Origin of the sequence: Bradyrhizobium macuxiense (assembly GCF_001542415.1) — a bacterium.
GTDB classification, from domain to species: Bacteria; Pseudomonadota; Alphaproteobacteria; order Rhizobiales; family Xanthobacteraceae; genus Bradyrhizobium; species Bradyrhizobium macuxiense.
The window spans coordinates 118433-141353 of record NZ_LNCU01000010.1 but is presented as its reverse complement, the minus strand read 5'-3'; the positions used below and the strand labels follow the sequence as shown (position 1 = coordinate 141353).

At 64.5% G+C, this 22921-nt stretch carries 22 protein-coding genes and 1 other RNA gene; 12 read left to right on the top strand and 11 right to left on the bottom strand.

Going from position 1 to position 22921, the window contains the following annotated elements:
• Positions 1-996, bottom strand: a complete 996-nt coding sequence (gene rsmH, locus AS156_RS01395; RefSeq protein ID WP_245312497.1) for a 16S rRNA (cytosine(1402)-N(4))-methyltransferase RsmH — start codon at positions 994-996, stop codon at positions 1-3.
• 465 nt (positions 997-1461) lie between these two features.
• On the opposite strand from rsmH, the gene AS156_RS01390 reads away from it, so the two are divergent.
• Both AS156_RS01390 and AS156_RS01385 read left to right on the top strand, forming a co-directional pair.
• On the top strand, positions 1462-2334 hold the full coding sequence (locus AS156_RS01390) for an N-acetylmuramoyl-L-alanine amidase (RefSeq protein ID WP_082747269.1): 873 nt from the start codon (positions 1462-1464) through the stop codon (positions 2332-2334).
• 107 nt (positions 2335-2441) lie between these two features.
• Positions 2442-2678, top strand: a complete 237-nt coding sequence (locus AS156_RS01385; protein WP_066498955.1) for a hypothetical protein — start codon at positions 2442-2444, stop codon at positions 2676-2678.
• A gap of 58 nt (positions 2679-2736) precedes the next feature.
• Here the strand turns inward: AS156_RS01385 and AS156_RS01380 are convergent, their stop codons facing one another.
• The 3 genes from AS156_RS01380 to AS156_RS01370 form a co-directional block, all read right to left on the bottom strand.
• Positions 2737-3972, bottom strand: coding sequence for an RNA polymerase sigma factor (locus tag AS156_RS01380; protein ID WP_066499301.1), 1236 nt, complete (start codon positions 3970-3972; stop codon positions 2737-2739).
• 64 nt (positions 3973-4036) lie between these two features.
• Positions 4037-4390 carry a YciI family protein gene (locus AS156_RS01375; protein WP_066498952.1) on the bottom strand — a complete coding sequence of 118 codons (354 nt, stop codon included), beginning with the start codon at positions 4388-4390 and terminating at the stop codon, positions 4037-4039.
• Positions 4391-4530: 140 nt separating this feature from the next.
• Positions 4531-4971, bottom strand: coding sequence for a PAS domain-containing protein (locus AS156_RS01370; RefSeq protein WP_066498941.1), 441 nt, complete (start codon positions 4969-4971; stop codon positions 4531-4533).
• A 206-nt stretch (positions 4972-5177) separates the two neighbouring features.
• Here AS156_RS01370 and rnpB point away from each other — a divergent pair.
• From rnpB to AS156_RS41670, 3 genes are all read left to right on the top strand, one after another.
• Positions 5178-5592: RNase P RNA component class A (rnpB, locus tag AS156_RS01365), an RNA gene on the top strand.
• Between the two features lie 130 nt (positions 5593-5722).
• Positions 5723-7381 carry a tetratricopeptide repeat protein gene (locus AS156_RS01360; protein WP_066499299.1) on the top strand — a complete coding sequence of 553 codons (1659 nt, stop codon included), beginning with the start codon at positions 5723-5725 and terminating at the stop codon, positions 7379-7381.
• Positions 7382-7391: 10 nt separating this feature from the next.
• Positions 7392-7565: an RNA polymerase subunit sigma-70 gene (locus tag AS156_RS41670; RefSeq protein WP_136625961.1), complete on the top strand. Its 174-nt coding sequence runs from the start codon at positions 7392-7394 to the stop codon at positions 7563-7565.
• 38 nt (positions 7566-7603) lie between these two features.
• Here AS156_RS41670 and AS156_RS01355 read toward each other — a convergent pair whose 3' ends face one another.
• From AS156_RS01355 to AS156_RS01345, 3 genes are all read right to left on the bottom strand, one after another.
• Entirely contained in the window at positions 7604-9058 is a 1455-nt protein-coding gene (locus tag AS156_RS01355; RefSeq protein ID WP_066498939.1) for a GntP family permease, read from the bottom strand.
• A gap of 4 nt (positions 9059-9062) precedes the next feature.
• Entirely contained in the window at positions 9063-10082 is a 1020-nt protein-coding gene (locus tag AS156_RS01350; protein ID WP_066498938.1) for a patatin-like phospholipase family protein, read from the bottom strand.
• 183 nt (positions 10083-10265) lie between these two features.
• On the bottom strand, positions 10266-10991 hold the full coding sequence (locus AS156_RS01345) for an alpha/beta fold hydrolase (protein WP_066498930.1): 726 nt from the start codon (positions 10989-10991) through the stop codon (positions 10266-10268).
• Positions 10992-11096: 105 nt separating this feature from the next.
• On the opposite strand from AS156_RS01345, the gene AS156_RS01340 reads away from it, so the two are divergent.
• Entirely contained in the window at positions 11097-11840 is a 744-nt protein-coding gene (locus AS156_RS01340) for a sulfite exporter TauE/SafE family protein (RefSeq protein ID WP_066498929.1), read from the top strand.
• 42 nt (positions 11841-11882) lie between these two features.
• Here AS156_RS01340 and AS156_RS01335 read toward each other — a convergent pair whose 3' ends face one another.
• From AS156_RS01335 to AS156_RS01325, 3 genes are all read right to left on the bottom strand, one after another.
• Entirely contained in the window at positions 11883-13685 is a 1803-nt protein-coding gene (locus AS156_RS01335; RefSeq protein WP_066498926.1) for an ABC transporter ATP-binding protein, read from the bottom strand.
• 344 nt (positions 13686-14029) lie between these two features.
• Positions 14030-15619 (bottom strand): DHA2 family efflux MFS transporter permease subunit, encoded by a 1590-nt coding sequence (locus tag AS156_RS01330; RefSeq protein WP_066498923.1) that lies wholly within the window; start codon positions 15617-15619, stop codon positions 14030-14032.
• 213 nt (positions 15620-15832) lie between these two features.
• Positions 15833-17131, bottom strand: coding sequence for an HlyD family secretion protein (locus AS156_RS01325; RefSeq protein WP_066498919.1), 1299 nt, complete (start codon positions 17129-17131; stop codon positions 15833-15835).
• Positions 17132-17318: 187 nt separating this feature from the next.
• Here AS156_RS01325 and AS156_RS01320 point away from each other — a divergent pair, with 187 nt between their 5' ends.
• The 6 genes from AS156_RS01320 (at position 17319) to AS156_RS01295 (ending at position 21648) form a co-directional block, all read left to right on the top strand.
• Positions 17319-17960: a TetR/AcrR family transcriptional regulator gene (locus tag AS156_RS01320; protein ID WP_066498917.1), complete on the top strand. Its 642-nt coding sequence runs from the start codon at positions 17319-17321 to the stop codon at positions 17958-17960.
• A 790-nt stretch (positions 17961-18750) separates the two neighbouring features.
• Positions 18751-19095, top strand: a complete 345-nt coding sequence (locus tag AS156_RS01315; protein ID WP_066498912.1) for an ArsR/SmtB family transcription factor — start codon at positions 18751-18753, stop codon at positions 19093-19095.
• A gap of 11 nt (positions 19096-19106) precedes the next feature.
• The gene (locus AS156_RS01310; RefSeq protein ID WP_066498908.1) at positions 19107-19574 is read left to right on the top strand and encodes an ArsI/CadI family heavy metal resistance metalloenzyme; all 468 of its coding nucleotides are present in this window, start codon (positions 19107-19109) and stop codon (positions 19572-19574) included.
• Positions 19575-19586: 12 nt separating this feature from the next.
• Positions 19587-20003 (top strand): arsenate reductase (glutaredoxin), encoded by a 417-nt coding sequence (arsC, locus tag AS156_RS01305; protein WP_066498906.1) that lies wholly within the window; start codon positions 19587-19589, stop codon positions 20001-20003.
• Positions 20003-20674 carry an aquaporin gene (locus AS156_RS01300; protein ID WP_066498902.1) on the top strand — a complete coding sequence of 224 codons (672 nt, stop codon included), beginning with the start codon at positions 20003-20005 and terminating at the stop codon, positions 20672-20674. Before arsC ends, AS156_RS01300 begins: the two co-directional genes overlap by 1 nt.
• 131 nt (positions 20675-20805) lie before the next feature.
• Complete coding sequence (locus AS156_RS01295; protein WP_066498899.1) at positions 20806-21648, top strand: GNAT family N-acetyltransferase; 843 nt, start codon at positions 20806-20808, stop codon at positions 21646-21648.
• A gap of 136 nt (positions 21649-21784) precedes the next feature.
• Here the strand turns inward: AS156_RS01295 and AS156_RS43820 are convergent.
• On the bottom strand, positions 21785-22921 hold a 1137-nt coding region (locus tag AS156_RS43820), incomplete at its 5' end, for an alpha/beta hydrolase (RefSeq protein WP_245312496.1).

The window sequence follows — 22921 nt, the reverse complement described above, 5'->3', positions numbered from 1 at the left end:
TCAGCTTCCCCGCATCACATCGGCGAGACGCGGCCAGGACGGCAGGGCCTCGGCCCCATGCACCGGCGCCGCGGTCCGCTCGGCCGCGCGCAGCTTCGCGGACCGCGCGCGCGGATTGGCGGCGGTTTCGGCCTCGCCGGGCGTGACCGGGCGCTTGGTCAGGATCGTGAAGCTCGGCGCGGCCTGCGCCACCTCGGGCAGATGCCGCGAGCCGGCGCTGACCTTGCCGCGCTCAGCGAGGAAATTCTTGACGATGCGATCTTCCAGCGAATGGAACGACACCACGACCAGCCGGCCGCCCGGCTTCAGCACGCGCTCGGAGGCCGCGAGCGCCTGATGCAGCTCGTCGAGCTCTTCATTGACGAAGATGCGCAGCGCCTGGAACGTCCGCGTCGCGGGATGGATCTCGTTCGGCTTGGCGCGCACGACCCTGGCGACGATGTCGGCGAGCGCCTCGGTCGTCGTGATCGGCGCCTCCTTGCGCGCGGCGACGATCGCGCGCGCGACGCCGCGCGAATGCCGCTCCTCGCCGAAGATATAGATAATGTCGGCGAGCTCGCGCTCGGACGCTTTCGCAACCACGTCGGCGGCGGTCGGGCCGCTCTGCCCCATCCGCATGTCGAGCGGGCCGCTGCTGCGGAACGAGAAGCCGCGCTCGGCCTGGTCGAGCTGCATCGAGGAGACGCCGACATCCATCACGACGCCGTCGACCGCATCGAGCCCCTGCGCGGCACAGACATCGGCCAGATGGGAGAAGCGATCCTCGACCAGCGTGAGCCGGCCGTCGGAACCGTCGACCAGGTCGAAACCGCCCAGGATTGCCGTGCGGTCGCGGTCGATGCCGATCACGCGCGTATCGGCGACGTCCAAAATGGCACGGCTGTAGCCGCCGGCGCCGAAGGTGGCGTCGACATAGATGCCGCCGGCGCGCGGCGCGAGATAGTTGACCGCCTCGCGGCCGAGCACGGAAATGTGACGGGAGGCATGAGCGCTCATGCGCCGCCCCCGGGCGGAGCTGCGCACGCAATATGGAATATGGACGCGCGCCGACTCATTGCGCCTCGAATCCTCGCGCCTTGCTAGGCCGTTCGTGTCAAAGAGCCGCGGCGAGATGCGCGCGCCGGTTCCCATTGTCTGCCGCAAATCCTGATATCCGACCGGAATTCGCTGGGCTTCCATGGGATTTCGCGCAAAAGCGGACCTCGGCCGTCCCCCAAGACCGGTCCGGCTCTTCACCTCTCAGTAACGGCACTTAGCGTTAAGAAAGCGTTGACGGTCCGTTAGCGGATTCGCGGGCCTTTTATCCGCATTCGAGTGATGCCCTCGGCCCACACCCGGGCAGAATGCCTCCCATGGAACCCGCAGGCCGATTGCGCAGTCCTGCAGGGTAAAGGAATAGTAAACGCCTATTCTTTTATACATATGTCAAATGCCGTTCTCCTGCCGGGTTTGAGTGATTCGATGGCTGCTGGCTCGTCCACGACCGCAAATTCTGATTCGAAGCGTCAACGCGCCCTTCCCGTTCCCAGGGCTGTTGCCGACATGAAGACGTTCACGCCCGATTCCTCGATCGCCTCCGACGTGATCCCGTCGATGAATTTCGGCGAGCGCGCCAACAACCGTCAGCCCGACATGATCGTGCTGCACTACACCGGCATGCCCGACGTCGAGGGCGCCATCACGCAGCTCTGCACGCCCGGCACCGAGGTCTCCGCGCATTACATCGTGCTCGAAGACGGCCGCATCGTGCAGTGCGTGCCCGAAAGCAAGCGCGCCTGGCATGCCGGCGTGTCCTGCTGGGCCGGTGAGGACGACATCAATTCGTGCTCGATCGGCGTCGAGATCGTCAATCGTGGTCACGACTGGGGCTATCCGGATTTTCCTCTGCGTCAGATCGCGGCGGTGATCGCGCTGTGCCGCGGCATCATGCTCCGCCGCAAGGTGCCCTCGCATCGCGTGCTCGGCCACTCCGACGTCGCGCCGGCGCGCAAGAAGGATCCCGGCGAGAAGTTCCCGTGGTATTCGCTGGCGAATTCCGGCGTCGGCCACTGGGTGCAGCCAGCGCCGATCGTGCGCGGCGATGCGTTGAGGCTGGGGGCCATCAGCGACGATGTCGCGAAGATGCAGGCTGAGTTCGCGCGCTACGGCTACAATGTTCCGACCCACGGCAAGTTCGACGGCGCGACGATGGAAGTCATCACCGCCTTCCAGCGCCATTTCCGCATCGAGCGCATCGACGGCATCGCCGACCGGTCCACCATGGCGACACTGCACGCTCTACTCGATAGTTTGCCTGAGGATGCGATGCCGACGACGGTGAATGCGGCGAAATAGCTGCGTTCTCCGACTTCACGATTTGCACATCGCCAGGCTAGGCGGCACAGGAACTTTTCGCGCGGGCGCCGGTTCATCCATGGGGCGGTTTGCGTGGAGATTCGTCCATGTTGAAAGCACTGATTGCAGGCACTGTCGCCATTGGCCTCGCCGTCGCTCCGGTAGCCGCAGGCGCCATGACGATGCACAAGACTCACAAGACCCATCAAACGCAGAAGAAGATGGAACCCGGCACCACGACCGGCATGTCGAGTGGAAAGTCGAGCGGAACAGCGACCCAAAAGTCGACTGGAACGATGAACCAAAAAACGAACGACAACACAAAGACAAAACAGGGTTATTGAGCAACGTCGAACGTCGCGCGCCCGCTGGCGCTCGCTGATGCGCGGAGATGAGGTGACGTCACCTCATCTCCGCGATGCGCCGTGCATAGAGTCGACGCAACGGCTCCAATTGCGTCGTATCGGTCGCGAGGAGATACGCTTTCCGCGCCTCCTCATTGCGGCCGAGCCGACGCAACAGGTCGGCGCGCACCGCGGGAAGCAACTCGTATCCTTTCAGCCCGCCGCGCGCTTCGAGCGCATCGATCAGGTCGAGCGCGTGCGCCGGACCGTCGACCATCGACACAACGGCGGCCTGGTTGAGCTCGATCACCGGCGAAGGGCTGATCCGCAATAGCACCTGGTAGAGGCCGGCGATCTGTGGCCAGTCGGTGTCCTTGTAGCTGGGCGCCCGCGCATGCAGCGCGGCGATCGCGGCCTGTACCGCATAGGATTGCGGCCGGCCCGGCATGCGCAGCGCCTGCTCGACCAACGTCAGACCTTCGGCGATCTGGCTGAAATCCCATAGCGTGCGATCCTGCTCCTCGAGCAGCACGATGTCGCCGCCGGCGGTCTGGCGACCGGCCCGGCGCGCGTCGTGCAGCAGCATCAGCGCCAGCAATCCCTTGATCTCGCCGCGCGCAGGCATCAACGCGTCGAGAAGCCGCGCCAGCCGGATCGCTTCACGCGCCAGGTCCGGCCGCATCAGGTCCTCGCCCGCGGTTGCGGCATAGCCTTCGGTGAACACGAGATAGATCACGGCGAGCACGCCGCGCAGCCGTGGCTCGAGCGCCTCGCGCTCCGGCACCTCGTAGGGAATGCCGGCGAGCCTGATCTTCTGCTTGGCACGCGACAGCCGCTGCGCCATCGCGACTTCGCTCGTGAGAAACGCGCGCGCGACCTGCGCCGTGGTCAGCCCGCACACCGTGCGCAGCGTCAGCGCAACCTGAACCTCCTCGGCAAAGGCCGGATGGCAGCAGGTGAAGATCAGGCGCAGCATATCGTCGTCGAGCGTCGCATCCGCCCATTCGGCCGGCGGCTCCGCATCGAGCTGCAACTGGTGCGTCAATTCCTGCTGCTTGCCGCGAAAATTGGTGGCACGGCGCACGCGGTCGATCGCCTTGTTGCGGCCGACATTGACCAGCCACGCACGCGGATTGGACGGCAGTTCGCCGATCGGCCAGCGTTCCAGCGCCACGGCGAAGGCATCTTGCAGCGAATCCTCGGCAAGATCGAAATCGCCGACGAGGCGGATCAGCGTGGCCAGCGCCCGCCCCGCCTCGTCGCGGAATATCTTTTCGATCTGGCTCGGGGTCATGGGCTTCCACATCGTCGTTCCGGGGCGACGCGAAAGCATCGAACCCGGAATGACGGCTGCACCGCTAGTTGTCGTAGATCATCACCGGCCGGACCTCGATCGAGCCGGTCTTGGCGCCGGGAATCCGTGCGGCAAGGCCGAGCGCGGTGTCGAGATCCTTGGCGTCGACCAGGTAATAGCCGGCGAGTTGCTCGCGGGTCTCTGCAAAGGGACCATCCGTGGTCAGCATCTTGCCGTCGCGGACCCGCACCGTGGTTGCGGTGCTCGTGGGCTGCAGGCCGTCGCCGGCCTTGAAATGGCCGCTCTGGATGATGGACTGGGTGTAGGCGCCGTATTCGGCGGAGATCTTCTTGCGCTCCTCCGGGTTGGCATGGGCCAGATCCGCTTCGTTCCGATAGATCAACAGCAGGTACTGCATCTGAAATCTCCTCTTGTTCGGCTGGATCGCCGACACCCAGTCGAACGGGCGACACGCTGCACGACATCGTAGCGGAGATTTTTTAGCCCGCGGCGTGGAAATGTAACTGCGCGCCGAGCCGGCGACAATTCAGTCCCCCGTCATGGATGGATCTTGGCCTGCTCGGCCTGGGCCAGCCGGCGCTTCAGCTCCTTGAGTTCCTCGAAACGCTTGGTCACATCACGCATGACGGCAGCCGTGCCGGCGACCCGCCCATCGGCGTCGTGCAGCATCACAATGGTGAATTCGACGGAGATACGCCCGCCATCCTTCGTCAGTGCAGGCACTGAAAGCAGCTCGCCGAGACCATAACGGCTGGTTCCGGTCTCCATCACGTGGCGATAGCCCGCCCAATGGCGGGCGCGCAGACTTTCGGGGATCATAATGTCGAGCGATTGCCCGACCGCTTCCCCAGCCGAGAAGCCGAATATCCTGGCCGCGCCGGGATTCCAGAACGTGATACGGCCTTCGCGATCGGTCGCAACGATCGCATCGGACGCACCGCTGAGCACCGCTTCCCCAACCGCTGCAGCAATATCCATCACTCATCTCCCGCTTATTCCGATCCTGCTCTGAACCCGCACGTCCGCCCTGACAAGCGAAGAATAACGGCACGCAGCCGGCCCGCCTCCGGGCGCGTCATCCAGTGCCTCTCGCCGAGGCGCGTCACATCGAGATCACGGATCCGAGCGGATTAACCATCGCAACCGCTTGACGTGGCGCATCAAAAACCCCATGCCATGGAGCGTCAGTCGGCCGGACGGCCGCTCCCGCTAGTGCCGAAAGGCCGCGGGAGAGGAAAGTCCGGGCTCCATCGACATGCGGTGCCGGATAACATCCGGCGGGGGTGACCCCAGGGAAAGTGCCACAGAGAACGAACCGCTTCCTCCTCGGAGGAAGTAAGGGTGAAAAGGTGCGGTAAGAGCGCACCGCGTTTCCGGCAACGGCGACGGCATGGCAAACCCCACCGGGAGCAAAACCGAATAGGGACAGCAACGCGGTCAGTTCGCGACATCGCGATAACACCGCAGGGCGATGTCAGGCCCGCTGTCCGGGTAGGTTGCTCGAGGCAAGGTGCGAACCTTGTCCCAGAGGAATGGCCGTCACGCACCATTCGCAAGAATGGTGCCTTACAGAACCCGGCTTACAGGCCGGCTGATGCTTTCCCATGAGGGGCCCGGCGCAACACGCCGGGCCCCTCGCCATTCCGCGGCGCCACTTCGCCCGCGCTGTGATGGAGACGGGTTTTTTGCTAGGGTGCCGGACCGGCGTCGCTCCATGGGGACAAACGGCATGACCTATTTTGATCTCGGGCCATACAGCCGCAAAGTCACCACATCATCGCCCGATGCCCAGCTCTGGTTCGACCGCGGGCTCAACTGGGTGTTCGGCTTCAATCATGCCGAAGCCATCAAGTGTTTCCAGAAGGCGCTGCAGCACGATAGCGAATGCGCGATGGCGCATTGGGGCATCAGCTACGCCGCCGGGCCGAACTACAATTTGCCCTGGGTTCGCTATGACCCGCAGGGGCGGCAGCTGGCGCTGTCGGCCTCCTACGACGCCATGCAGCAAGCGCTCGCGCATGCCGGGAAGGCAAGTCCGGTCGAGCAGGCGATGATCAAGGCCCTGCCCGCGCGCTATCCGCAGCGCGAAGCGATCGAGGACATGGCGCCGTGGGACAAGGCCTTCACGGCAGAGATGCGCAAGGTATTCAAGGCGTTTCCCGATGATCTCGAGGTCCGCGCCGTGCTTGCCGAAGCGATCATGAACGAGACGCCGTGGCAGATGTGGGACCTGCCCTCGGGCAAGCCGGCCGAAGGAGCCGGCACCGAGGAATGCACGGCGCTGCTCGAACACGCTTTCGACAAGATCCCGGCGGCCTGGAATCACCCGGGCCTGCTGCATCTCTACGTCCATCTGATGGAGATGTCGCCGTTCCCGCAGCGGGCGATGCGGGTCGGCGACCGGTTGCGTGCGATCGTGCCCGACGGCGGCCACCTGATCCACATGCCGACCCATCTCGACGTGTTGTGCGGTCAGTACAACGACGTCCTGCTCTACAATCAGAAGGCGCTGAAGACCGACCGCAGCTTCCTCGCCTACTCGGACGATCCCGGCGTCTATCTCGTCTACGTGATCCACAACTTCCACTTCGCCATCTACGGCGCGATGTTCCTCGGCCAGTACACACCCGCCCTCGCAGCAGCCGAAGAACTCATCGCCACAGTGCCGGAGCCGGTGCTGCGCATTTCATCGCCTCCGATGGCCGATTTCCTCGAAGGCTATCTGACGATGAAGCAGCACGTCCTCGTGCGCTTCGGAAAATGGCGCGAGATCATCGACCAAAAGCCGCCGGAGGATCGCGACCTCTACTGTTCGGTGACGGCCATGATCCACTATGCCAAGGCGGTGGCGCATTCGGCGCTTGGCAATGTCGCCGAAGCTGAAGCCGAGAAGGGCCTGTTTATGGCGGCGAAGGCTCGGGTGCCGGAGAGCCGGCTCGTGCACAACAACAAGGTCGTGAACCTGCTCAAGGTCGCCGAGGCGATGCTCAACGGCGAACTGGAATACCGCAAGGGAAATTACGACATCGCGTTCGCGCATCTGCGCCGCTCGGTCGAGATCTCCGATGCGTTGCCCTATGACGAGCCCTGGGGATGGATGCAGCCGCCTCGCCACGCGCTCGGCGCGCTGCTGCTGGAACAGGGGCGAATAGCGGAGGCCGAGGCGGTCTACCGATCCGATCTCGGTCTTGACGGCAAGCTCAGCCGGGCCTGCCAACATCCCGACAATTTGTGGTCGCTCCATGGACTGCACGAATGCCTGGTCCGCCGCGGCGAGACGATCGAGAGCGCGTTGATCAAGCAACGGCTCGATCTCGCGCAGGCGCGTGCGGAGATCCCAATCAAGGCATCCTGCTTCTGCAGACGCACGGCGCTGGCGGCGGCGTAAAGGAGGTCAGATGGACCTGCAAAAAATCCTTCAGTCTGCGCGCGAGATTAGTGATCGAAAGGGCACCATCACTTCCGATCAACTCAGCAAATTGTGCCCCAAGGAACTTGGGCCCGATGACGTCCACGCCCTTCTCAAGGCGCTGAGAGATGAAGGGATTCAACTCGCGGATGACAAGACTTGATGAACAAGCCTTTGAGCGACGTGTCGCCGCACCAGAAGTCAGAACGAGCCGACCATGGTTCCGATCGCGATCACCGTTGCGAGCGCGATGATGGAGCTGACGATGCCGACCATGACGATATCGAGATAGCTGTCGCGATGCGTGAGGCCGCAGATCGCGAGCAGGCTGACGACCGCGCCGTTGTGCGGCAGAATGTCGAGCGTCCCCGAGCCGATCACCGCAACGCGATGCAGGAGGCCGGGATCGATGCCCGCCTCCGCGGCGAGATCCATATAGGTTCCGCCCAACGCATCGAGCGCGATCGTCAATCCGCCGGAAGCTGATCCCGTCAGCGCGGCGAGCAGGTTGGTCGCAACCGCAAGCGACACCAGCGGGCCGCCCTCAATCTGCAGCACCCAGTCGCGCACCATGCCGAAGGCCGGAAGCGATGCGATCACAGCGCCGAAGCCGACCAGGCTGGCGACACTCACGGCCGGCAGCACCGACGCGTTTGCGCCGGCATCCATGGTTTGCCGCAGCGCCGGCAGCCGCGTCCAGTTGCAGAGGATGACCGCCACGATCGCTGCCGCCAACGCGACGACGACCGACCAGACGCCAGCCACAGCGGAGAGCGACGTGTTGCCCCACTGCTGTTCGGCCAGGAACGAGAAATCAAGCCGGGGCAGGACAAAGAGCGACATCACGAGATTGACGGCGACGACCACCACCAAGGGAAGGATGGCGCTGAAGGTTGGGACCTTCGCGTCGCTTTGATGTCCATGGCGAAGCTCCGCCGGATCGAACTCCCGCGCCGTCGTCGCCCGCTCGCGCAGCAGTTCATCGTCGACGGCAGCCTCGGAAGTCGCTGGCGGCTCTTCGCCATAACCTTCTCCTGCGCGGCGCGCCACGTTCTCCGCGCGCAGCAGCCACCACAACCCGACGCCCAGCATGATGATCGACGCGACAACACCGAGACCCGGCGCGGCGAACGGCGTCGTGCCGAAGAACGGCATCGGGATCGCATTCTGGATCGACGGCGTGCCTGGGAGCGCCGACATCGTGAAGGTCGAGGTGCCGAGGATGACGGCTGCCGGAACGAGGCGGCGCGGAATATCAGCCGCGCGAAACAGCGACTGCGCCATCGGGACAATGACGAAGAACGCGACGAACAGGCTGACACCGCCATAGGTGACCAGCGCCCCCGCGAGCACCACCGCGAGAATGACCCGGCCCTCGCCCACGCAGCGGGTGATGAAGCTTGCGACCGCCGCGACCGCGCCGCTGTCGTCCATCAGCTTGCCGAACAGCGCGCCGAGCAGGAAGATTGGGAAGAACTGCGCGAGAAATACCGCGGCGCTGCCCATGAAGGTCTGCGTCCAGTTGGCGAGCAACGGCTCGCCGCCGAACGCCGCGGCCACCAGCGCACAGAGCGGAGCCAGCAGCAGCACGCTCCAACCGCGGAAGGCGAGACAGACGAGCAGTCCGAGCCCGACGAGAATGCCGAGAAGACCCATGGCCTCAGCACTCCGCCAGCAGGATGTCCAGATCGGCCGTCGAGCGCTCGCCGAGATCGGCACCGTGCCTGTCGATGAATTCGCCGGCCGCGCGCCGCCCTTCCTCGTGCAGCTTGGTCACGAACCCCCATTCCGCGTTGAGCTTGGATGAGGAGCCGAAGGTCGCAAGCATGTCGCTCTTGACGCGGTGCGTGCGCATCTGCGCCCAGCGCGCGCCCTCCCCTGTGCCGGGATCGGCAACCTGACGCAGCAGCGCGATCATGCGCAGCTCTTTCGCCAGTGGCGAATTGAACGAGATCTCGTTGAGGCGGTTGAGAATGTCCGCAGCCGTGCGCGGCTCCTCCGGCCGCTCGGTCGGATTGATCTGCACCACAACCGTGTCGCGCGCGTCAGTCTCGCGCACCAGCGGCGTGATTGTCGGATTGCCGGCGTAACCGCCGTCCCAATAGGGCTCGCCGTCGATCTCGATCGCGCGGAACATCGTGGGCAGGCAGGCCGACGCGAGCAGCACGTCCGCGGTGATCTCCGCATTGCGAAAGATCCGTCCACGTCCCGTCCGCACGCGGGTGGCGGTCACGAACAGCTTGATCGGGGCGCGTGCCAGGCGCTCGAAATCGATGCTGTCGGCGAGTATCTTGCGCAACGGATTAAAGCCGAGCGGATTGAGGTCGTAGGGTGACAGCACCCGCGACATCAGATCAGTGAAGAGATAGGCGGGAGAAGTATCGAGCGACCATCGTCCCAGGAAGCGGTCGAGCGGCGAGCGCTGCAATGGACTGAATGCGGCGGCACGCGAGACGCTTTGCCAGTATTTCTCAAGCGCCTCGCGCGCGCCGGCTGCGCCGCCCGCCGTCCAGCCGTCGACCAGCACCGCGGCATTCATCGCGCCCGCGGAAGTTCCCGAGATGCCCGCGATCTGAAACCATGGCTCTTCGAGCAGCCGGTCCAGCACACCCCACGCGAATGCCCCGTGCGATCCTCCGCCCTGCAGCGCCAGATCTATAAGCACGGGGCTTCGGTTCATCGCTTCACATTCACGAGCTGACCACGCTGGCGCCGATTATGTCGCAGTTCGGTTGAACATGCGAGACCAAGTTGTGTTCACTCGGTTTCGCTTCGAGAGACGACCGATCGGCGCCGGTGTTCGCCGACCGGTCAACGTTTCCGAAAATGCGATACGCGCCGCGCGGTGTGTACCTGCCAATTCCTATGCCGGACGAGCCGCGATCTCCATCAGCAACGCCATCAGCGCCTCCGGTGCAGTGACGTTCGGCGAATGGCTGGCATCGATCTCGAAATAGCGCCAGCCGGCCTCGCTCTTGGTGCGTTTTGCGAATTGACCGAACGTGTCCGACGGCGTGATGCGGGTGGCGTAGATATAGCTGCGCGGCAAGGTCGTCTCGCCGTGCTGCAGCTTCAGCTTCTGCTCGAAGCACTTGATCGGCATGTTGACGCGGCGCGGGGTCAGCCACTGGACATCGGCGGCCGTCGTGTCCGGCGGGATCTGGATCGGCGGAACACGCCAGCCGTCGCCGCTCTGCGCCGCCTGACGCATCTGCGCGACCGCAGGCTCGAACAGATCGAACAGCGACTGGCCGTCGCGCGGCACGAAGGCGTCGATATAGATCATCTGCGCGATGCGCTCGCGAACGCGATCGGCAACGCCGGTCGCAACCATGCCGCCATAGGAATGGCCGACCAGCACGATGTCGTTGATGTCTTCATAGTTGATGACGCTGAGCACGTCGTTGATATGTGCTTCGAGGTCGAGCGACGGATTGGCGAGGTGCGCGCGTTCGCCGAGCCCGGTGTAGCTCGGAGTGATCAGCCGGTGCCCGGCTGCTCGCATCAAGGGATGCATCTTCTTCCACGCCCAACCTGCCGACCAGGCGCCGTGACAGACCAGAAAAGTTTTCGACGAACTCGCAGTCATGGGATGTTTCCATTCCGATTGTCGTTGATGAGCCGCGATTTCGAATAGTACCTGTCGCCTGCGTCGTGTAAACGTCGCGGCATTGATCAAAAGAACGAGAAGACGATGAACCCGGCGAGCTACGCGATCCTGTTCTTCGGCGCGCTGGCCGGGGGCTTCGTCTCCGGCCTCGCCGGCTTCGGCACCGCGCTGATGGCGCTCGGCATCTGGCTCTACGTCCTGCCGCCGACACTGGCGGTGCCGCTGGTGCTGATCTGTTCGGTGATCGCGCAAGTCTCGACGCTGCCGTCGATCTGGAAGACCATCGATTTCCGCTTGATCTGGCCGTTCATCATCGGTGGCCTCGCCGGCGTGCCGATCGGCATCATGCTGATCGCGCATGCCGATCCGATCGTGTTCAAGCGGACCATCGGTGTGTTCCTCGTGGTGTTCCCAATCGTGCTTTATTTCCAGAAGGCTCCGATGGCGATCCGCTTCGGCGGCAAATGGGCCGACACCGCGATCGGCTTTGCCGGCGGCATCCTCGGCGGCCTCGCCGGCCTCTCCGGTCCGCTGCCGATCCTGTGGGCGAGCCTTCGCGGCTGGGGCAAGGCGCAGCGTCGCGGCGTCTTCCAGACCTTCAACTTCACGATCCTCGCGGTCGCGCTGTGCGTGCAGGTCGCGAGCGGCCTGGTGAGAGCTGAGATCGTCTGGCTGGTGCTCTGCGCCTTCCCGGGAACATTGCTCGGCGCATGGCTCGGCGCCCGCGTCTATCACGCCATGAGCGACCGCAATTTCTCCGATATCGTGCTGGGGCTGCTCGTCCTCTCCGGCCTCGGATTGCTGTGGAGCGGATTTGCTCCGAGATAGCGCGCGGCTGTCGGGACAAGCCCATCAGCCGCGCGCCACCATTCACTCCGCCGCTGCGATGCGGCCGAACTCGGTCACCTGGCGCTCGAACAGGCCGCGATAGATGCCGCCCGGTCGCGCGGTCAGCGCCTTGTGCGTGCCCTGCTCGACGATCTTGCCGCGATCGAACACCAGGATCCGATCCATGCTGCGCACCGTCGACAGCCGGTGCGCGATCACGATCGAGGTCCGGCCTTTCATCAGCCGCTCCATCGCCTCCTGGATCAACGCCTCCGATTCCGAATCGAGACTCGAGGTCGCCTCGTCCAGGATCAGCACCGGCGCATCGGCCAGGAAGGCGCGCGCCAGCGCCACGCGCTGCCGCTCGCCGCCCGACAGCTTGACGCCGCGGTCGCCCACCAGCGTGCCGTAGCCTTTCGGCAGCCGCACGATGAAGTGGTGCGCATTGGCAAGCCGCGCCGCGTGCTCGATCGCATCCATGCTGGCGCCGGGACGGCCATAGGCGATGTTCTCCGCCAGCGTCCGGTGGAACAGGATCGGCTCCTGCTGCACGATCGCGATCTTGCTGCGCAGCGACTGCTGCGTCGCGTGAGCGATATCCTGACCGTCGATCAGGATCCGGCCGTCGGAGACGTCGTAGAGCCGCTGCACCAGCTTGACGAAGGTCGTCTTGCCGGAACCCGAGCGGCCGACCAGGCCGACGCGCTCGCCCGCACGGATGTCGACCGACAACCCGTCATAGAGCGGCAGGCGATGACCGCCGTAGTGGAACGTCACGTCGTCGAACACGATGCGGCCGCCATGGATGTCGATCGGTTTGGCATTGGCGGCGTCGACAATGCCGAGTGGCTCGCCGTGGATCTGCACCAGTTCCTCCATGTCGTTCACCGAACGCTGCAGGTTGTTGATGTGCATCCCGACATCACGCAGATAGGCGTGGATGATGTAGTAGCTCGTCAGCACATAGGTGACGTCGCCCGGCGTCGCATGGCCCGCCGCCCACAACAGGATCGCACCGCCGATCACAGATGCGCGGAAGCACAGCAGCACGATCAGTTGCGCCGTCGAGGTGTGGTTGTAGCGGAACCAGGTGCGCCGCACCCGCCGCCGCCAGCGGCTGATGACGCCGTCAAGCCGCGTGTCCTCGCGCACTTCCGCGCCGAACGACTTGACCACCGCGTTGCAGGTCAAGGCATCCGCCAGCGTGCCGCCGACCTTGGTGTCCCACGCATTGGAGACACGCGCGGCCGGTGCGACATAGCTGACCTGGAACGCCATCGTCATGGCGACATAGATCACCGAGCCGACGGCGATCACCGCGCCCAGTGACGGCCAGTGCATGCCGAGCAGGATCATCGAGCCGATCAGCACCACGACCGACGGCAACAGCGCCATCAGGATGGTGTCGTTCAGCAGGTCGAGCGCCCACATGCCGCGCGAAATCTTGCGCACGGTTGAGCCGGCGAATGAGTTGGCGTGCCAGTCGGTCGAGAAGCGCTGCACGCGCATGAACGCCTGCTGCCCGACGTCGGACATCGTCTTCAGCGTGAACGGCACGATCACCTGAATGCCGACGAGCCGCAGCATCACCGACAGCGCACCGAGCGCGACGATGGCGCCAAACGCGATCATCGCGGCGTGGCGCGCGACGGGATCAGACGCGCCTGCGGTCAGCGCATCGACCAGATGGCCGGAGAACACCGGCATGAACAGATCGGCTGCGGTCGCGCCGAGGAAGCCCACCGTCACCAGGGTGGCGCGCATCGGCTGTTCCAGCCAGTGACGGAAGACGAATGGAAGCACGATCCGGATCGCGGCCGGTCGCTTGGTCTTGAGGGAGGTCATGGCACATTCCGGCCGCGCTTTTGTCGCGCCGGCCGGCTCCGTCTGAGGCGACGTGCGGACGGAATCCGGCCGCGAGCGTCGCTGAAAATATTCGGTAACGTGTTGGGAAGTTTGGATGATCGGGGATCAAGCCCGATCAGAGCTGGGACCTAGCGCGAAACAGCGTCCAGCACCTTCGAACGCGGGCGCGCGGTCTGCGGATTAAACGTCATCATGCGCATCTCCCCGGTTCGAGTAACGAAGCGGTGCTTATAAATGCATCACGCGTGATTTGCAAGATGACATCCGCGTGAGTGCGTCAATGTGTCAGCGATGCGCTCGCATCGTGCGACGACGCTGCACGTTCAATGCGCATCACCGCCCGCGACTTGCGTCGACGGCTTGTTGACCAGCAGCACCAGGAAACTGAGGCCGACATAGAACAGCGACAGCATGACGAAGGCGTCGCCATAGCCCATCACCGCGGCCTGACGATGCACGATCTGCGAGAGCTGCTTCATCGCCATCAGCGCGGCATCGCCCATGCCCTGCATGCGCTGGGTCAGCATGTTGAGCGTCTCGACCGCGGTGGTGTTGCCCCAGGTCACGCGATCCTGCAGCCGCGAGATGTGCAGATCGGTGCGGTCGTTGAGCACCTCGTTGATGATGGCAAGCCCGACTGCGCCACCGAGATTGCGCATCAGGTTGAACAGCCCGGAGGCATTCTTGACGCGATCGGGCTGCAACGTGGCGAGCGCGATGTTGTTGGTCGGCACCATTGCGCACATCATGCCGATGCCGCGCAGGATCTGCGGCAACAGCAGTTCATAGAAATCGTAGTCGCGCGTGATCCAGGTCATCTGCCAGGAGCCGAGCGCGAAGGTGACGAGGCCGAAGGCGATGATGTAGCGCAGGTCGACCTTCTGCATCAGCCGTCCGACCACCGGCGCCATCAGGAACATGGTCACGCCGGAGACGAACATGGTCTCACCGATCATCAGCGCGCTGTAGCCGCGGATCTCGGCGAGATAGCGCGGATAGATGTAGGTGAGGCCGTAGAGCCCGATACCGATGCAGAACTGCAGCACGCAGCCGACCGCGAAGTTGCGGTTCGTGAAGGCGTAGAGATCCACGATCGGCTCCTCCGCCGTCAGCACGCGCCAGAAGAAGGCGATCGCCGAGACGAAGCAGATCGCAGCGCAGATCGCCACCGACGTGTCCTGCAGCCACTCATATTGCGGCCCCTCCTCGAGCACATATTCGAGCGAACCGAGGAAGCCGCCCATGAAGATCAGGCCCCACCAGTCGAAGCGCTCGAGCAGCGCGAAGTTCGGCTGGTCGAAATCGACCAGTGCCAGCACGCCGATGGTGATGCCGATGCCCGGCACGATGTTGATGAAGAACAGCCAGTGCCACGACATCAGGTCGGTGATGTAGCCGCCGACGGTGGGGCCGACGGTCGGCGCCAGCGTCGCGACGAGGCCGATGATCGGCGCCACGATGTAGAACTTGGTGCGCGGGAAGATCGTGTAGGCCGACGCGAACACGGTCGGGATCATGCCGGCGCCGAGGAAGCCCTGCAGCGCGCGCCACAGGATCATCTGCTCGATGGAGGAGGCGAAGCCGCACAGCAGGCTGGAGAAGGTGAAGCCGAAGGCCGAGATCGCGAACAACAGCCGCGTGCCGAGCGCGCGCGACAGGAAGCCGGATAGCGGGATCGCGATCACCTCGGCGATCAGATAGGCGGTCTGCACCCACGACACTTCGGTCGAAGACGCCGACAGGCCGGCCTGGATCTCGGTGAGCGAGGCCGAGACGATCTGGATGTCCAGGATCGACATGAACATCCCGAACACCATGATGATGAACGCAAACAGCCGCTTCGGCTGGATGCGATCGGACGCCGGCGCTCCGGCGCCCGTCATCGATGGTGAAGCAGTGGTCGCGTTCGCCATGGGTCAGCGCTCGCAGCTTGTTGGCACCTCTCCCCATCGGGGAGAGGTCGGCGCAAAGCGCCGGGTGAGGGGCCCCAGGTCCCTCGAGAGGCCAAACCCCTCACCCGGATTGCATCTGGCGATGCAATCCGACCTCTCCCGCAAGGGGAGAGGTGGACCTTCGATGCGGCAACGCTTTGATCCAACGTCATTGTGCCGCGCGCTTTCAAGGCATCACTGCGGATGGATCATCATCGGCGAGTCGAGATCGGCCTCGCTGTCGGCATCTGTTGCGCCCTCGCTGGTGTCGACGGTGGTGTAGACCGACATGCCGGCGCGCAGCAGGCCCTGCCTGGCGACGCTGTTCGGCACGCGGATCCGCACCGGCAGGCGCTGCACGATCTTGGTGAAATTGCCGGTCGCGTTGTCCGGCGGCAGCAGCGTGAACACCGAGCCCGCTGCCGGCGAGATGCTGTCGACGATGCCGGTGAACTTGCGGAAACCGTAGGCATCGACCTTGATCGTCACGCGCTGGCCGGGGCGGATGCGCTTGAGCTGCGTCTCTTTATAGTTGGCGTCGATGAAGACGCCGGCGAGCGGCACCACGTTGCCGAGCCGCTGGCCGACCGTGATGTAATCGCCAGCATTGACGAGGCGGTTGGAGAAGGTGCCGTCAACCGGCGCGCGCACCGAGGTGAAGTCGAGATCGCGCTCGGCCTTGGCGAGCTGGGTCTGCAATTCCGCAAGCTGGGCGCGCGCCTCGGCCTGCTGCGCCTTGGTCACCTCGACATTGTCCTTTGCGGCATCGTAGGCCGCCTGCGCCGACCGCACCGCAGCGGCGCCCTGGTCGCGGCCGGCCTCGGAGACTTCGAAGGTGGCGCGGGAGGCAAAGCCCTTGTTGCTCAGCGCCTGCTGGCGATCGTAATCGAGGTCGGCGCGCTTCAGGCCGGCCTGGGCGGATACGAGCTGCGCCTCGGCCTGCTCGACCGCGCTCGCCGCAGCAGCAACCTGGCGGCCGATGCGCTCGATCGTCGCCTGCTGGGTCGCGATCCTGGTGCGCGCGGCATCGACCGCGATCCGATAGTCACCGTCGTCGATCCGGAAGATCACGTCGCCGGCATGCACCAGTGCGTTGTCGCCCGGCAGGATCGCGGCGATATGACCGGCGACGCGCGCGCCGAGCATGGTGTTGTTGGCGCGGACATAAGCGTCGTCGGTCGAGATGTAGAAGCGTCCGACCAGCATGTAGTAGGTCGCGTAGCTTGCGGCCGCGAGCGCAAGCGCGCCGATCACGCCGAACATCACGAATTTGCGCTTGCCGGATTTCGGCGGCGCGCTGGCCGCGGGCGGAGCCGCCGGCTCGGCGGGCGCAGGCGCGGTCGGCGCCTCTGCGGGATGGCGCCGCGCTTCATCGGCAATGTGCGGGCGGAGCTGCTCGCCGGGATTGGCGGCAACCTCGCGCACCTCCTGGTCCTCGCCCGTCTCGGGCTCGGAACGAACGATGCGCGCGGCCTGGTCTCTCGCTGCGGCCATAATTGGCCTCCCCACAAAAAATCCCGATGCTCGCGGTGCCGGAATTCGGCCTCGCGGGTCATCGTCGTGCCAAAAGGTAGCATTGACCGAACGGTTCGGTCAAATTATATTCCCGTCCCGTGAATTATAATGCTTCGATTCCTGCCCGCGTATTTTGGGTTGAGTTCTTTCCCAAGAGCCTAAACCAATGATTGCAGCACCCCCAAAGCCCCTCCACGTCGTCGGCGAGGAGGACTCCTCGAAGCGTCGCCAGATCATGGACGGCGCCCGCAGGGTTTTCATGGACCTCGGTTTTGACGGCGCCAGCATGGGCGAGATCGCCCGCGCCGCCGGCGTCTCCAAGGGCACGCTCTACGTCTACTTTCCCGACAAGGCCGGCCTGTTCGCGGCGATCGTGGAAGAGGAGAAGCTCGAGCAGGGCAAGACCACGTTCAATTTCGATCCCGAGCGCAGTGTCGACATCACCCTCCCCGAATTCGGCCGCGCCTATGTCGGCGTGCTGTGCCGGCCCGGCGGCGGCTCGGCGCTCCGCACCGTGATGGCGATCGCCGAGCGGATGCCGGAACTCGGCAGCCGGTTCTACAATCACGTGATCGCGCACACCATCGAACGCTTCGCCGCCTATCTCGAAGCGCGCGCGGCGCTCGACGACCTCATGATCGACGACTATCAGCTGGCGGCGCACCAGTTCATGCAGATGTGCCAGTCGACGCTGTTCCAGGCCTTCATCTTCCAGGCCAAGCCGTCGCCCTCGCCCGAACGGATCGCCACCGTCGTCGACAGCGCCACGCGCGTGTTCTTCGCGGCGTACCGGCCGAAGAAGGGCTGATTCAATCATTTGCTACGAGCCTGGATGGAGTTGTGCACGCTCTCGCCATCCGTCGTCCCTGCGAAAGCAGGGACCCATACTCCGTGGCGGGAGTTGTGGAAGGGACTCGTCAACGACGCTCAACAATGACCATTCGTGGTTATGGGTCCCTGCTCCCGTGCGCAATTGCGCACTAGGCAGGGACGACATCGAGTTTGTTGCACCGTCGGTGAGTCATACATCCGCATTCTCGCGACATGATTTGTCCGAGCTTTGCATTTCGTTCCGCCGCTCTGAGAGCAGAGGGCGCAGGGAAAGCCGGGTGCCGATCGCACCCATGGGTCCCGAGCAATGGTAGAAAGCTCGGGAGGTAGGACCACAGGTGTAACCGGAGCAATCCGGCTTTCCCTGCGCGATGGTTTACGGCTTATACGTACTCTCCCCGGTGAGACTGGGCTTTCTTGTCACCGCCCTTCCAGGACGCCATAGCATCTCGAAAGAGGACACCTGCCGCTAGGGCGTCAGGCCTGCACGACTTCGCCGTCCGCCTCATGCGCACTCGTCAGTTGCGCAATCGGCGTCCACCGCATCTCACCGCAACACCCGTGACGATCGCGAAGCGCCCCTCAATCGGGTGAGACGCACAATTCATACACCAAACCCAATTTCTGATAAACAGAATTATTTCTCCCGTGAGGGCTTGACCGGCTTTTGCTGAGTTGCCCGTCGTGTCGAACGAGCCACACTGCAGGCAGGACCTTCGAACTCGCCGCGCTTGACTCGCGATCAGTATTTCAATATTCGTTGAAATATGGAAAAGACGGATGCTGTCGCGGCGCTGGCCGCACTCGCGCAGGACAACCGGCTCGACGTATTCCGGCTGCTGGTGCAGGCCGGCCCCGACGGGATGCCCGCCGGCGCCATCGCTGAAGCGCTCGATCTCGCGCCCAACACATTGACCTTTCACTTCGACCGGTTGCGGACTGCCGGCCTTGTCACGGTGCGGCGCGACGGACGTTCGATGATATACGCTGCGCAGTTCGAGACGATGAACGACCTGCTCGGCTTCCTCACCGAGAATTGCTGCGGCGGCGCTCCCTGCGCGCCTGCTGCCGCCTGCAAGCCCGCGCGCAAGCGCGCCAAGATGCCAGCCTGAAAGGACACGCCATGAAGCGCCTCCACGTTCACGTCTCTGTCGCTGACATCTCGAAGTCGGTCGGCTTTTACTCTGCGCTGTTTGCGGCCAAGCCCTCGGTAGTCAAACCGGACTATGCCAAATGGATGCTGGAGGATCCGCGGGTCAACTTCGCGATCTCGACCCGTGGTCGCGAGCCCGGCCTCGACCATCTCGGCATCCAGGTCGAGAACACCGAAGAACTGCATGAAGTCTACGCGCGGCTGCGCGACGCCGGCGGCGAGATTATCGAGCAGGGCGAGACCGCGTGCTGCTACGCCAAGTCGGAAAAATCCTGGATCGACGATCCCGCCGGAATCGCCTGGGAAACCTTCCACACGACGGGCGAGAACACGACCTATGGCGACGGCAGCGGCGAGAACCGCGCCCGCGTCGCGCATGAAAAGGCGAGCGCCTGCTGCGCGCCGAAGCCGGACGCCAAATCATCTGCCTGCTGCTGACGGACAGACGAGATGGACGTCATCATCTATCACAATCCGGAGTGCGGCACCTCGCGCAACACGCTGGGCATGATCCGCAATGCCGGCATCGAGCCGCACGTAATCGAATATCTGAAGATGCCGCCGTCGCGAGCGCTGCTGCAACAATTGATCGCACGGATGGGGATTTCCGTGCGCATGCTGCTGCGGGAAAAGGGCACCCCTTTCGAGCAGCTGCAGCTTGGAAATCCGGAGCTGACGGACGACGATCTGCTTGACGCCATGATGGCACATCCGATCCTGATCAACCGCCCTATCGTTGTGACGCCACGCGGCGTGCGACTGTGCCGACCATCGGAACTAGTGATCGAACTCCTCCCGCCGCAGCGCGCCGACTTCGTCAAGGAAGACGGCGAGCGGATTGCCCCGACAGGCCATCAGGCAACGTGATGCCATCGCGAGGCCGCCAGATCGCCGCCGAATGGCTCGGCACGACGCTGCTGCTTGCTGCCGTCGTCGGCTCCGGAATCATGGCCGAGAAACTCGCGGGTGGAAACGTCGCGCTCGCCTTGCTGTGCAATACGATTCCGACCGGGGCGATCCTGGTGGTCCTCATCCTGATCTTTGGACCGCTCTCCGGCGCGCATTTCAATCCGGCCGTCACCCTCGCATTTGCCTGTCGCGGCGAGCTGTCCTGGACCACCGCAGGCACCTATGTGGCCGCGCAGATCGTCGGCGGCATCGCCGGCGTATGGCTGGCGCATGCGATGTTCGAGCTTCCGGTCTGGCAGGTTTCGCTGACGCAGCGCGCAGGCACCGGGCAATGGCTCGCGGAGGCCGTGGCGACTTTCGGCCTGCTGCTGACGATCTTCGGATGCATCGCACGAAATGCGGCAGCCACACCTTACGCCGTCGGCCTCTACATCACATCGGCCTACTGGTTCACCGCTTCGACCTCGTTTGCCAATCCCGCGGTGACAATCGCGCGGGCGCTCTCCAACACATTCGCAGGCATCGCGCCCAGCGGAGTCGGCGCCTTCATCGCAGCCCAATTGCTTGGCGCCGCCTTCGCGACCGTATTGTCCGGCTGGCTGTGGGGGAAGATCGATCAGGTCGCCTGACGCAGGCTGTCACGCGGTGCGCAGTATGAACTGCATGCAATGGCGATTGCAGCCATGCGACCCACGAAGGTATCCTTCCCCGGCCGACACGCAATGAGCCGTTCCCTGGCTCCGGCGCGACGAGTGCAGCAATGAGCGAACTCACCATCCGTCCGATGCAGCCAGACGAGATCACGCTCGCAGTGGACTGGGCCGCGGCCGAGGGATGGAACCCCGGTCTCGCCGATGCCGCGTGCTTTGCCGCCGAAGACCCTCAAGGCTTCTTCGTCGGCGAGTTGGACGGGCAGCCGGCTGCGGTCATCTCCTGCGTCAATTACGGCGCACGCTTTTCCTTTCTCGGGTTCTATATCGTGCGCCAGGATCTGCGCGGCCGCGGCTATGGCTCGCAAATCTGGAAGACGGCAATCGCGCATGCGCGGCCGCGGGTGATCGGGCTCGATGGCGTGGTCGCGCAGCTGGCAAACTACGCGAAGTCGGGCTTCGCGCTTGCTTACGCCAACATACGCTATGGCGGCAGGGTGGCGGCACCACCCGCCCCCGACGCGGACATCGTCGCACTGACCGATCTGCCGGCAGCGATCATCGAGGCAGATGACGCTACGGTGTTTCCAGCACCGCGCCCGGCATTCCTGCGCGGCTGGATCAACGCGCCCGCGCATATCGGGCGCGCACTCATGCGCGATGGAAAACTGGCTGGCTGGGGCGTGATCCGTCCGTGCAGGACCGGCCGCAAGATCGGTCCACTCGTCGCCGACGATCGCGCGAGCGCAGAAACCCTTCTGTCGGCACTGCTCGCGAGTGACGGCGGCGGCGACATCTTCCTCGACGTACCCGCAGTCAACCGCGATGCCATCGCAACGGCGGAAGGCCTCGGACTTTCACCCACATTCGAGACCGCGCGGATGTACACCGGCGCAATCCCGTCGTTGCAGATGCATCGTGTGTTCGGTGTCACGACGTTCGAGCTCGGCTAGAGCATTATCGGTTCTGATTGAATCAGAACCGAAGCTCTAGATTTTTATGTTGACGCGTTTTCTTCACGCGAACCGGTGTCCGCTTCGCTCGAAAACGCTCAAGCACACAAGGCCGAACGCCGCGAAACAGCCTGGTTCACTCCGCTGCCGCGTTGACCTCGGGCAGTGCAACGTTGTCCTGCTCGACCTCTTCGGGCAATCCGGCGAAGCGGCGCAGCGCCTTCGCCATCTTCGCGCGGCCGCTGACGCCGGTGATGATGACGTCGACCATCGTGAAGGACGAGTGGAACTGGCCGTGCGCCTTGAGCTGCTCGACCGGCACGCCGGCTTTCGCCAGCGCCTCGGCATAGGCGACGCCCTCGTCGCGCAGCGGGTCGAACTCGCAGGTCGTGATGAACGCCGGCGGCAGGCCCTCGAGCTTGCCGCGCAGCGGCGAGACGCGCGGATCGGCGCGATCGGCCGGCGAGCAGTAGATGTCCCAGAACCAGAACATCAGCCCGCGCGTCAGGAAATAACCGGTCGCGTTCTCGATATAGGACGGGCGATCGAACGTGCAGTCGGTGACAGGGCAGATCAGCAACTGGCCCGCGATCTCCGGCCCGCCGCGATCGCGCGCGAGCTGGCAGGTGACGGCCGCGATGTTGCCGCCGGCGCTCCAACCTGCGACCAGCACGGGTCCGGCCCGACCGCCGAGCTCGGCGGTGTGCGCGGCAATCCACTTCGCCGCGGCATAGCCGTCCTCCGCCGCCGCCGGGAAGCGATGCTCGGGCGCGTGGCGATAGCCGACGCTGACGACGATCATGCCGGTGCGCCGGCACAGATCGCGGCAGAACGGATCGTCCGATTGCTCATCACCAAGCACCCAGCCACCGCCGTGGAAATAGACCACGATCGGATGCGGGCCTGGGGTCGCCGGCCGGTACAGTCTGTAGGGCAGCGGCCCCTCGGCGCCCTGCAACGTGCCGGTGCCGACTTCGCCGACCGGACGTCCAGCCGGACGGCCCTTGTTGAACTCGTTGAGGAAGTCGCGCGCGCCCTGCGCACCCATCGTCTCGATCGGCGGCAGGTTCAACTCGCCGAGCAGGTTCAGCACCAGCCGCACGTCGGGCTGCAGGCGCACCACCTCGCCGTCATTGCATTGCGCGGCGACACCGGGGCCCGCAAGCTTGAAGCCGAGCATGCCGCGGCCGACGACGTCGTTGCAGATGCTGCGATATGGGCCGACGCCGCCGGTATAGGGCATCACGCCCTGCGGCTTGCCTGGCACGTTGGC